Annotated in this window: 8 protein-coding genes; 6 read left to right on the top strand and 2 right to left on the bottom strand. The window is 62.5% G+C overall.

What is annotated here, in order from left to right; all coding sequences use genetic code 11:
* The first annotated feature begins 30 nt into the window (after positions 1-30).
* From DMO26_RS06225 to DMO26_RS06210, 4 genes are all read left to right on the top strand, one after another.
* Complete coding sequence (locus tag DMO26_RS06225) at positions 31-1,104, top strand: BMP family ABC transporter substrate-binding protein (RefSeq protein WP_117191173.1); 1,074 nt, start codon at positions 31-33, stop codon at positions 1,102-1,104.
* A 123-nt stretch (positions 1,105-1,227) separates the two neighbouring features.
* Positions 1,228-2,589, top strand: a complete 1,362-nt coding sequence (gene glmU / locus DMO26_RS06220; RefSeq protein ID WP_117191172.1) for a bifunctional UDP-N-acetylglucosamine diphosphorylase/glucosamine-1-phosphate N-acetyltransferase GlmU — start codon at positions 1,228-1,230, stop codon at positions 2,587-2,589.
* A 123-nt stretch (positions 2,590-2,712) separates the two neighbouring features.
* Positions 2,713-4,539 (top strand): glutamine--fructose-6-phosphate transaminase (isomerizing), encoded by a 1,827-nt coding sequence (glmS, locus tag DMO26_RS06215; protein ID WP_117191171.1) that lies wholly within the window; start codon positions 2,713-2,715, stop codon positions 4,537-4,539.
* 88 nt (positions 4,540-4,627) lie between these two features.
* Positions 4,628-5,323 (top strand): DUF502 domain-containing protein, encoded by a 696-nt coding sequence (locus DMO26_RS06210; protein WP_117191170.1) that lies wholly within the window; start codon positions 4,628-4,630, stop codon positions 5,321-5,323.
* A gap of 1 nt (position 5,324) precedes the next feature.
* On the opposite strand, the gene recG is transcribed toward DMO26_RS06210, so the two are convergent.
* A complete protein-coding gene (gene recG / locus DMO26_RS06205) occupies positions 5,325-7,433 on the bottom strand; it encodes an ATP-dependent DNA helicase RecG (protein ID WP_117191169.1) in 2,109 nt (702 codons plus the stop codon).
* A 106-nt stretch (positions 7,434-7,539) separates the two neighbouring features.
* On the opposite strand from recG, the gene DMO26_RS06200 reads away from it, so the two are divergent.
* A complete protein-coding gene (locus tag DMO26_RS06200) occupies positions 7,540-7,869 on the top strand; it encodes an FAD assembly factor SdhE (protein ID WP_117191481.1) in 330 nt (109 codons plus the stop codon).
* Positions 7,866-11,384 carry a transcription-repair coupling factor gene (gene mfd / locus DMO26_RS06195; RefSeq protein WP_117191168.1) on the top strand — a complete coding sequence of 1,173 codons (3,519 nt, stop codon included), beginning with the start codon at positions 7,866-7,868 and terminating at the stop codon, positions 11,382-11,384. Before DMO26_RS06200 ends, mfd begins: the two co-directional genes overlap by 4 nt.
* On the opposite strand, the gene DMO26_RS06190 is transcribed toward mfd, so the two are convergent.
* Entirely contained in the window at positions 11,385-12,302 is a 918-nt protein-coding gene (locus DMO26_RS06190) for a DMT family transporter (protein WP_117191167.1), read from the bottom strand.

Raw genomic sequence — 12,302 nt, 5'->3', positions numbered from 1 at the left:
AAACGCCTTCAAGCCAATAGAGGTTAGGAAATGAAGAAACTGATTATCGCACTTGCCGCATCGGCTGCTCTCCTGGGCGGGTTTACGAGCGGTGCTCAGGCCCAGGAAAAGAAGAAGGTCTGTTTCATTTACGTTGGTTCGCGCACGGACGGCGGCTGGACACAGGCGCACGACCTTGGCCGCCAGCAGCTCGACAAGGCGCTCGGCGCCAAGGTCGAGACGCCTTTCCTCGAAAACGTTCCGGAAGGCCCGGATGCCGAGCGTGCCATCGAGCGCATGGCCCGTTCCGGTTGCGCCATGGTCTTCACCACCTCGTTCGGCTTCATGGACGCGACCGTCAAGGTCGCTGCGAAATTCCCGGACATCAAGTTCGAGCACGCGACCGGTTTCAAAGCCGCTCCGAACCTCGCGACCTACAATTCGCGATTCTATGAAGGCCGTTACATCCAGGGCCAGATCGCCGCCAAGATGTCGAAGAAGGGGCTTGCCGGCTACATCGCCTCCTTCCCGATCCCGGAAGTGGTGATGGGCATCAACGCCTTCGAACTCGGGGCCAAGTCGGTCAACCCGAACTTCAAGCTGAAGGTGGTCTGGGCCAATACCTGGTTCGATCCGGGCAAGGAAGCCGATGCCGCCAAGGCGCTGATCGACCAGGGCGTCGATATCCTGACCCAGCACACCGACACGACCGCGCCGATGCAGGTGGCAGCAGAGCGCGGCATTCTCGCCTTCGGCCAGGCCTCGGACATGATCGCCGCCGGCCCGAAGACGCAGCTGACCGCGATCGTCGATACCTGGGGCGCCTATTACATCAAGCGCGCCCAGGCACTTCTCGACGGCACCTGGAAGTCCGAGCAGATCTGGGACGGCCTGAAGGACGGCATCCTCACCATGGCGCCCTATACCAACATGCCGGACGACGTGAAGGCGATGGCCGAAGAGACCGAAGCCAAGATCAAGTCGGGCGAGCTGCATCCGTTCACCGGCCCGATCAACAAGCAGGACGGTTCTGCCTGGCTGAAGGCTGGCGAGAAGGCGCAGGACGGCGTCCTGCTCGGCATGAATTTTTATATCGAAGGCGTGGACGACAAGCTTCCTCAGTAATTCCTCTCAAGGGAAGGAACAGGGCGCCTCCGGGCGCCCTTTTTGTTCCCGGCCAGACACGCCGTTTATCGCGCCTCAAGAAACTTGCTGATAAGAAGCGCGAAAGCATGAAGGAGATTCGAGATGAGCCGTTCCTGCCTTGCCGTGATTTTGGCCGCCGGCGACAGCACCCGCATGAAATCGTCGATGTCGAAAGTGCTGCATCCGATTGCCGGCCGGCCGATGATTTCGCATGTCATGGCGGCGGTCGCATCGACCGGAGTGAGCGACGCCGCGCTCGTGGTCGGCCGCGATGCAGAGGGGGTCGCGAAGGCGGGCGCGGTTGACGGCATCTCCGTTCAGAGCTTTCTGCAGACCGAGCGTCGCGGCACCGGCCATGCTGTCCTGGCGGCAAAGGATGCCATCGCCAGAGGTTACGACGACATCCTGGTGGCGTATGGCGATGTCCCTCTTGTCACCTCGCAGCCTTTTGCTGCAGCGCGAAAGAAGCTGGCGGAGGGCGCCGACGTGGTCGTCATCGGCTTCCATACGGACAAGCCCGCGGGTTATGGCCGGCTGCTGGTCGAAGGTGGCGAGCTCATCGCCATCCGCGAGGAGAAGGATGCGAGCGACGAGGAGCGTAAGATCACCTGGTGCAATAGCGGGCTGATGGCGATCGATGGTCGCAAAGCGCTGGAATTTCTCGAAAAGATCAGCAATAACAACGCGAAGGGTGAGTATTACCTTACGGATCTGGTGGAGATCGCCCGTGCGGCTGGCGGCAGGGTCGTGGCGGTCGATGCGCCGGAGACCGAGGTCGCGGGCTGCAACAACCGCGCCGAACTCGCGGTGCTGGAAAAGCTCTGGCAGGAACGCCGGCGCCACGAGCTGATGGTTTCGGGGGTGAGCATGATTGCACCGGAAACCGTGTTTCTCTCCTACGATACGCAGATCGGCCAGGATTCTCTGATCGAACCGAATGTGGTCTTCGGGCCTGGCGTGACGATCGAAAGTGGCGTCGTCATCCACGCCTTCTCCCATATCGAAGGCGCGCATGTGCATGCCGGCGCAACCGTCGGGCCTTTTGCGCGGCTCCGCCCCGGAGCCGATCTTGCTCCCGGTTCCAAGGTCGGCAATTTCTGCGAGGTGAAGAACGCCACGATCGGCGAGGGGGCCAAGGTCAACCATCTCACCTATATCGGCGACGCATCCGTCGGCGCGCATTCCAATATCGGTGCCGGGACGATCACCTGCAACTATGACGGGGTTAACAAGCACGAGACGAGGATCGGAGCCAACGCCTTTGTCGGCTCCAATTCGTCGCTTGTAGCACCGGTGTCGATCGGCGACGGCGCTTATGTCGCCTCCGGCAGCGTCATCACCGAGGACGTCCCCGCCGAGGCGCTCGCCTTCGGCCGCGCGCGGCAGGAGGTGAAACCGGAACGTGCCAAAGTGATCCGCGAACGTGCGCTTGCATTCAAGGCCGCTAAAAAGCAGGCGAAATAGACAACGGCCCCTTAACTGCGGACCATTACTTTCCGTCACCGAAAGTGACCGGCGCGCCGATTGCGCAAAACAGGCAATCGGCTAGGAATTCGCCCGGGTTCAACGAGCGGGAAGGGGCTGTTCATGTGCGGCATTGTCGGAATCGTCGGTGTGGAGCCGGTCGCTGCGCGGCTCGTCGATGCGTTGCGGCGGCTTGAATATCGCGGGTATGATTCCGCCGGTGTCGCCACCATACACGAGGGCCGGCTGGATCGCCGCCGTGCCGAGGGCAAGCTCTACAATCTCGAAAAGAAGCTTGATCAGGAGCCGCTGCCCGGCACGATCGGCATCGCCCATACCCGCTGGGCCACCCATGGCGTGCCAAATGAAGCGAATGCCCATCCCCATTTCGTCGATGGCGTGGCCGTCGTCCACAACGGCATTATCGAGAATTTTTCCGAGTTGAAGGACGAGCTGATCGCCGAGGGGGCGGTCTTCGAAAGCCAGACAGACACGGAAGTCGTCGCGCATCTGCTGGCCAAATATACCCGCCAGGGGCTCGACCACCGCGCCGCCATGCTCGCCATGCTGAACCGGATCTCCGGCGCCTACGCGCTGGTGGTGATGTTTGAGGACGATCCCGGCACCGTGATGGCCGCCCGTTTCGGACCGCCGCTTGCCGTCGGCCACGGTCGCGGCGAGATGTTTTTGGGCTCGGACGCGATCGCGCTGTCGCCCTTCACGAACGAGATCACCTATCTGGTCGACGGCGATTGCGCCGTCATGACCGGCAGGGGCGTCGAGATCATCGATTACGACGGCAAGCCGCTGAAGCGGAAAAGCCAGATTTCCCAAGCCGCCGCCTTCATGGTCGACAAGGGCAACCACCGCCATTTCATGGAAAAGGAAATCTACGAGCAGCCGGAGATCATTTCCCATGCCCTCGGCCACTATATCGATTTTACCGCCCACACGGTGAAGCCGAACCGGACGGCAATCGATTTCAGCAAGCTGTCCGGCCTCGCCATCTCCGCCTGCGGCACCGCCTACCTCTCCGGCCTGATCGGCAAATACTGGTTCGAGCGTTATGCCCGCCTCCCGGTCGAGATCGACGTGGCCTCTGAATTCCGCTATCGCGAACTGCCGCTGTCGCCGAACCAGGCGGCGCTTTTCATCTCCCAGTCCGGGGAGACTGCCGATACGCTCGCCTCGTTGCGTTATTGCAAGGATGAAGGCCTCAAGATCGGTGCGGTGGTGAATGTCAGGGAATCGACCATCGCCCGGGAATCCGACGCGATCTTCCCGATCCTCGCCGGCCCCGAAATCGGCGTCGCCTCGACGAAGGCCTTCACCTGCCAGCTTGCCGTGCTGGCGTCGCTTGCAATCGGCGCCGGACGCGCCCGTGGCACGGTAACCGCAGGCGACGAGAAGGCGATGGTGAAACACCTTGCCGAGATGCCGCGCATCATGAGCCGGGTGCTGAACGATATCCAGCCGGAGATCGAGACGCTCTCACGGGAGCTTTCCCGGTTCAAGGACGTGCTTTATCTCGGCCGCGGAACGAGTTTCCCGCTGGCGCTCGAAGGCGCGCTGAAGCTCAAGGAAATCTCCTATATCCACGCGGAAGGTTACGCCGCCGGCGAATTGAAGCACGGGCCGATCGCGCTGATCGACGAGCATATGCCGGTCATCGTCATCGCGCCGCACGACCGGTTCTTCGACAAGACGGTCTCCAACATGCAGGAAGTGGCAGCACGCGGCGGCAAGATCATCTTCATCACCGACGAAAAGGGCGCCGCCGCCTCCAAACTGCCGACCATGGCGACGATCACCCTGCCGAATGTCGACGAGATCATCGCGCCGATGATCTTCTCGCTGCCGATCCAGCTTCTCGCCTATCATACGGCGGTCTTCATGGGCACCGACGTCGACCAGCCGCGCAACCTCGCGAAATCCGTCACTGTGGAGTGATCTTCGCCGCTTTTCCTTGCATCGCAGCATCGCATCCGGCATTGTCGCATCAGATTTGGTGCGATGCTTAGGTGATGCAGGGAAACGGATGAGCGACAGTGCAGAGCGAATATCGCTGGCCGGCCGCCTCAGGAATAACTTCCTTACCGGGCTGATCATCTGCGCGCCGCTCGCCATCACCATCTGGCTGACGTTCACATTTATCGACTGGGCCGACAGCTGGGTGACGCCCTACATTCCCCAGCGTTATGATCCGCAATATTATTTCAATATCACCATTCCGGGCAGCGGCCTGCTGATCGCCGTCCTGTTCATCACCATCATCGGCTTTCTCGGCAAGAACCTGATCGGCCGGTCGATCGTTAATTTCGGCGAATCGATCCTGCACCGCATGCCGCTGGTCCGCACCATCTACAAAAGCCTGAAGCAGATCTTCGAGACGGTCCTGAAGGAGCAGTCGACCTCCTTCAAGAAATGTGGCCTGATCGAGTTCCCGAGCCCCGGCATGTGGGCGCTGGTTTTCATCTCCGGAGACGCGCAGGGGGAGATCGCTGCAAAGCTCAATGCGGACGGCGAGGAAATGGTCGGCGTCTTCCTGCCGCCGACACCGGTCCCGACGGCGGGTTTCCTGATGTTCGTGCCGAAGAGTAAGATCGTCATGCTCGACATGACACCGGAAGAAGGCGCCAAGCTCCTGATCTCCGGCGGCCTCATCGCACCGGATTACAAGCCGGTTCCCGGTGCGCCGACCGCTGTCCTGCCGCCGCCGGCCATCCAGTCTTGATCTATCCGGCTCTCAGGAAGCGGATCGCCTCGTCTCTGCGGTGCAGATAGAGAAGCACACGGATGTTCTGCCCGCGCTCGCTCACAAGGTCCGGGTCGCGCTCCAGGAGATAAGCCGCATCCTTGCGGGCGATTTCCAGGAGATCGGCATGCGCCTCGAGGCTGGCAATCCGAAAACCCGGTGTGCCGGACTGGCGCGTGCCCAGCAACTCGCCTTCGCCGCGCAGCTTGAGATCCTCTTCGGCGATCAGGAACCCGTCCTCGCTGTCGCGGAGGATCGAAAGTCTCGCACGGCCTGTTTCGCTCAAAGGGCCTTTGTAGAGCAGGATGCAGGTCGAAGCCTCATCGCCGCGGCCGACCCGACCGCGCAGCTGGTGGAGCTGGGCAAGCCCGAACCGTTCCGCATGCTCGATCACCATGATCGTCGCGTCCGGCACGTCGACGCCGACTTCCACCACGGTGGTGGCGACCAGGAGCCTGATTTCGCCGTTCTTGAAGGCGGTCATGACCGCATCCTTTTCCGGGCCGCTCATCCGCCCGTGGATCAGGCCGACATTGTCACGTCCGAGTTCCCGAACAAGCACAGAATGCCGCTCCTCTGCCGACATCAGCTCGGATACATCGGATTCCTCCACAAGTGGGCAGATCCAATAGGCTTTTTTTCCTTCCTCGATCGCGCTTCTCAGCCTGGCGACGATATCGCCGATCCGCTCGGTCGGAATGGTGACGGTCTGGATCGGTTTGCGGCCGGCCGGCTTTTCCGTGAGTTTTGACACGTCCATATCGCCGAAGGCGGCGAGCACCAGCGTGCGCGGAATGGGCGTCGCGGTCATCACCAGCATATGCGGGGAAATGCCCTTTGCGGTGAGCCGCAGTCGCTGGTGAACGCCGAAACGGTGCTGCTCGTCCACCACAGCAAGCATCAGATTGTGATAGTTGATCGCATCTTGAAAGAGCGCATGCGTGCCGATGACGATCTGTGCCTCACCGGAGGCGATCCGCTCGACGATCTGGTCGCGCTCCCGGCCCTTGGTGCGGCCGGTCAGCACCTCGACAGAGACGCCCACGGCACCGGCGAACTTCGAAATCGTCGCAAAATGCTGGCGAGCGAGGATCTCAGTCGGTGCCATCAGCACGGCCTGACCGCCGGCCTCCACGACACCCGCCATGGCGAGCAGCGCCACCAGAGTCTTGCCGGCGCCGACATCGCCCTGCAGCAGGCGCAGCATGCGTTCCTCGCCGGCCATGTCCTTGATGATGTCTTCGACGGCTTTCTTCTGGCTGGACGTCGGAGAAAAGGGCAGGTTGGAGACGATTTTTGCGGCGAGAGCGCCCTTCACCCGGATCGGTTGGCCGGGCACTTTCCGCACCTTCTGACGCACCAGCGAAAGCGATACCTGACCGGCAAGGAACTCATCATAGGCAAGCCGTCGGCGGGCCGGCGACTGCGGATCGATATCCGCTTCGTCACGCGGGTCGTGAAGGCGCCGGAAAGCTTCCGCCACGGAGGGAAAGCCCTGACGTTGCGTGAGGTTGGCATCCGCCCATTCCGGCAGAGCAGGCAAACGGGCGACGGCACCGTCGATCGCCTTGCGCAATGTCTTGGGCGAAAGCCCGGCCGTCAGCGGATAGACCGGTTCCACCAGCGGCAGGTTTTCCGCCTCGGAGGCCTTCACCATGAAATCCGGATGCACCATGGAGGGACGACCGTTGAACCAGTCCACCTTGCCGCTCACCATCACCATCTCGTCGAGCGGCAGTGATTTTTCCAGCCAGTCGCCTTTTGCCCGGAAAAAGGTCAGCGCAAGTTCGCCGGTGTCGTCGTGCAGGAAGACGCGGTAAGGAATGTTCGGCTTGCCGCGCGGTGGCGGCTGGTGGCGATCGACCCGGCCTTCGATCGTGACGATCGCGCCTTGCGGCGCCAGCCCGATGCCCGGCCGGTTGCGCCGGTCGATCAGTGAATAGGGTGCGTGGAAGAGGAGATCGACGACACGGCACTCGTCCGGCTCCTCGCGGCCGGTGACGCGCGCGATGAGTTCGGCGAGCTTCGGCCCGACACCGGCAAGCGAGGCGACGGGCGAGAACAGCGGATCGAGAATGGCGGGACGCATGGCGCGCAAAATGCGTCAAGTTTTGCCCATTTGGCAAGGTGACGGCCAAGGATTTCCGTCCTATATGAAGCGCAAACAGGAACATGCCCATGACCGGAAAATTCTCGTGACAGGTTTGGCGCGCACCAGCGCGGATCTCGACCCGCGCCGCCGGCGCATTCTCTATCGTTGCTGGCATCGCGGCATCCGCGAGATGGACCTTGTATTCGGCAGTTTTGCCGAAGCGGAGATCGGCCGCTTGTCGGATGCCGAACTCGACGAATTCGAGGCGATCATGGGCGAGGACGACCACGACCTGCATGCCTGGATCACCGGCGCCAAGGCCTTGCCGGCTGGACTCGACACGCCGCTTTTCGCACGCGTCGCGGCCTACAAGCCGGACTTTTCCCCGGTTACAAAAGCCTCCTTGGAAGAGAAACTCGGACAGAACAGATGATCGCCGGTTTTGACGCGAAGAGGATCGCGGCGGCCCAGAACCCGCTGACGATCGGCAATGTGCCGCCCGGCATGGAGCCGCTGGTTCTCGCTGAACTGGCGCGCGCCGGCCAGCCGGTCGCCTATGTCATGTCCGATGGCCAGCGCATGCCGGATCTGGAGCAGATGCTCTCCTTTGTCGCGCCGGAAATCCCCGTCCTGACGCTGCCTGCCTGGGACTGTCTGCCCTATGACCGCGTCTCGCCCAGTGCCGATGTCTCCGCCCGGAGATTGACGGCGCTCTCCGGACTGATCTCGCACCGGAAGAAGCCGCATGCGGCGATCGTCCTCGTCACGGTCAATGCCATGCTGCAGAAGATCGCGCCGTCCGACATCATCGAAAGCCTGGCCTTCTCCGCCAGGCCCGGCAACCAGATCCGCATGGACGATATCGCCGCGCGCCTGGAGCGCAACGGTTTCGAGCGGGTCGCCACCGTTCGCGAAGTCGGTGAATTTGCTGTCCGCGGCGGCATCCTCGATGTCTTCGTACCGGGTACGGAGGAGCCGGTCCGCCTGGACTTCTTCGGCGATACGCTGGAATCGATCCGCAGCTTCGATCCCGCGAGCCAGCGCACCACGGGACAGGCGCGTTCCCTCGACTTGAACCCGATGAGCGAAGTGACGCTGACGCCGGATACGATCAGCCGATTCCGCAAGAATTACCTGTCGCTCTTCGGCGCCGCGACCCGCGACGACGCGCTTTATCAGGCGGTTTCCGAGGGACGGCGTTATGCCGGGATGGAACATTGGCTGCCGCTTTTCTATGACGGGTTGGAGACCGCATTCGACTATTTGCAAGGCTTTCGCATCGTCACCGATCATACCGCCCGCGAGGCGGCGAACGAACGTTCAAAACTCGTTCTCGATTATTTCGAAGCCCGGCGCGATTCGGGCACACAGGGCAAAGGCGCCGCTGCCCAGGCCACACCTTACAAGCCGGTCTCGCCCGGCCAGCTTTATCTGGATGGAAAAGCTTTCGCCTCGGCGCTAGACGGGGTCAATGCGCTCCGTCTGACCCCGTTCAACGAAATGGATGCGGAAGGCCGCCGGGTCGTGGCGATAGACGCGCATGCCGGTCCGCGCTGGGCAAAAAGCCAGGCCGAGGAGAAGGCCAATGAGCGCGGCGGCGATGAACGCGTCAACGTCTTCGATCTCGTCGTCAAGCACATCGCCGACAAGCGGGCGGAAGGTGCCAAGGTTCTCGTCACCGGCTGGTCGGCCGGCTCGCTCGACAGGCTTCTGCAGGTGCTCGACGAACGCGGCCTGAAACGCATCCGGCAGATTGACAGGTTTGCCGACCTCGACAAGCTGGACAAGGGGGAGGCGGCCGCCACGGTCTTGAGCCTCGAAGCCGGTTTCGAGACGGGCAATATCGCGGTTATCGGCGAGCAGGACATCCTGGGCGACCGCATGGTCCGCCGCGGCAAGCGCCGCAAGCGCGGTGCGGATTTCCTCACCGAGGTGGCCGGTCTCGACGAAGGTTCGCTCGTCGTCCATGCGGAACACGGCATCGGCCGTTTCGTCGGCCTCGTCACGATCGAAGCCGCCGGTGCGCCGCGCGCCTGCCTCGAACTGCATTATGCCGACCAGGCGAAGCTTTTCCTGCCGGTCGAAAACATCGATCTGCTTTCACGTTACGGTTCGGATGCTGCGGAAGCGCAGCTCGACAGGCTCGGCGGCGGTGCCTGGCAGGCTCGCAAGGCCAAGCTCAAGAAGCGGCTGCTGGACATGGCCGGCGACCTCATCCGCATCGCCGCGACCCGCATGGTCCGCCGCGCCCCGGTGCTGACCACGCCGGAAGGGCTCTACGACGAATTTGCCGCCCGTTTTCCCTATGACGAAACCGAAGACCAGGCGAACGCGATCGAATCGGTGCGCGATGATCTCGGCGCCGGCCGTCCGATGGACCGGCTGGTCTGCGGCGACGTCGGTTTTGGCAAGACGGAGGTCGCGCTGCGTGCCGCCTTTTTTGCGGCGATGAACGGAGCGCAGGTGGCGGTCGTCGTACCGACGACGCTTCTCTCCCGCCAGCATTATAAAACGTTCCGCGAGCGGTTCCGTGGCCTGCCGATCACAGTAGCCCAGGCCTCGCGCCTCGTTTCGGCCAAGGAATTGGCCGACACCAAGAAGGCACTCGCCGAAGGCAAGGTCGATATCGTCGTCGGCACCCACGCGCTGCTTGGCGCCGGCATCAAGTTCGCCAATCTCAGCCTCCTGATCATCGACGAGGAGCAGCATTTCGGCGTCAAGCACAAGGAACGGCTGAAGGAATTGAAGAGCGACGTGCACGTCCTGACGCTTTCCGCGACACCGATCCCGCGTACCTTGCAGCTTGCCATGACCGGTGTGCGCGAACTGTCGCTGATCACCACGCCGCCGGTCGACCGCATGGCGGTGCGCACCTTCATCTCGCCCTTCGATCCGCTCGTCATCCGCGAGACGCTGATGCGCGAGCATTATCGCGGCGGCCAGAGTTTCTACGTCTGTCCGCGGCTTGCCGACCTGCCGGAAATTCAAGCCTTCCTTCAGTCCGACGTGCCGGAGCTCAAGGTCGCCGTCGCCCACGGGCAGATGCCGGCCGGCGAGCTCGAAGACATCATGAATGCCTTCTACGACGGCAAATACGACGTCCTGCTCTCGACCACCATCGTCGAATCCGGTCTCGACGTGCCGACCGCCAATACGCTGATCGTCCATCGCGCCGACATGTTCGGCCTTGCACAGCTCTATCAGCTGCGGGGCCGCGTCGGCCGCTCCAAGGTGCGCGCCTTTGCGCTGTTCACGCTGCCGGTCAACAAACCGCTGACGCAGACCGCCGAGCGCCGCCTCAAGGTGCTGCAGTCGCTCGATACGCTCGGCGCCGGCTTCCAGCTCGCCAGCCACGACCTCGACATCCGCGGCGCCGGCAATCTGCTTGGCGAGGAACAGTCGGGCCATATCAAGGAAGTCGGTTTCGAGCTCTACCAGCAGATGCTGGAAGAGGCCGTGGCCGAAGTGAAGGGCGACGACGAGATCACCGATACCGGCTGGTCGCCGCAGATTTCGGTCGGCATTACCGTGATGATCCCCGAAACCTATGTGCCGGATCTGCATCTGCGCATGGGTCTTTACCGCCGCCTCGGCGAGGTTTCCGAACTTTCGGAGATCGACGGTTTCGGTGCGGAAATGGTCGATCGCTTCGGCTCAATGCCGGTCGAGGTGCAGAACCTCTTGAAGGTTGTCTATATCAAGTCGCTGTGCCGCAAGGCGAATGTCGAGAAGCTCGATGCCGGCCCGAAGGGCATCGTCGTCACCTTCCGCGACAAGCAGTTCCCCAACCCCGCCAATCTCGTCGGGTACATTGCCAAGCAGGGCACGCTCGCCAAAATCCGGCCCGACCAGAGCGTGTTCCTGACCCGCGACCTGCCGACGCCGGAAAAGCGGCTGACCGCCGCCGCCCAGGTGATGACCCAGTTCGCCGAGCTGGCAAAAACATGACTAAGATTCCGATTTTTCCGGCGTCATGACGGCCGCCGCCTGCGGGTCGGAAGCGACAGCCGGTGGCAGCGCGACGTTCTTCACCCGCTCGCGGGCGAGCGTCAGCAACCCCGACCCGATGATCAAGGCGATGCCGACCAGCATGGGCAGGTCTATCCTGTCGCCGAAGATCAGATAGCCGAACAGGATCGCCCAGAGCATCTGGCTGTATTGCGTCGGGCCGATCACGGCGGCGGGTGCATAGTTTGCGGCGTACATCAGCCAGACGGTGGCGATTGCCGCCAGCAACCCATAGCCTGCAAGCATGGCCCATTCGACCAGGGTCGGCCAGCGGAAGTCCGGGATCATTAGAATGCCAAGAATGACGAGCACGCCGATGACGCCGGCGCCGTAAAGCGAGATGTTCTTCTCCGACGGTCCGACGGCGCGGTAGACGATGATCGAGATCGCGCCGGAAAGTCCGGCAAACACAGCGCCGACATGGCCGATCGAAAGCTCCCGGAAGCCGGGGCGCAGCACGATGAGGACACCGACGAAGCCGATGAGCACGGCGCTCCAGCGCCGGACTCCGACCTGCTCCTTGAGGAATATCACGGACATGATCGTCACGAAGGACGGCAGTAGGAAGATCAGCGCAAAGGCTTCCGCCATGGAAAGATAGGTAAAGGCGGCCACGCTGCCGATCGTGCCCATGGCGGCGGAGAAGAAACGCAGCACCCAGAGCGGCCGGTTGCTGCTTCTGACCATGTCGGCCCATCGGTCGCCCGGCTTCATGAGAAAGGGAACCGCGACCAGCATGAAAACGGCGCCGAAAAAGCCCATCTCATAGGGCGTCAGCGCGCCTTCGATCATCTTGACGCTGGCATCGCTCCAGGAATAGGCGGCAAACGAAGCGAAGGCGAAAAGCACGCCCTTCAT

Source organism: Rhizobium terrae, assembly GCF_003425685.1.
In the GTDB taxonomy this organism is placed as follows: domain Bacteria; phylum Pseudomonadota; class Alphaproteobacteria; order Rhizobiales; family Rhizobiaceae; genus Neorhizobium; species Neorhizobium terrae.
The sequence above is the reverse complement of the archived record's forward strand: the minus strand, read 5'-3'. Positions and strand labels throughout refer to the sequence as shown.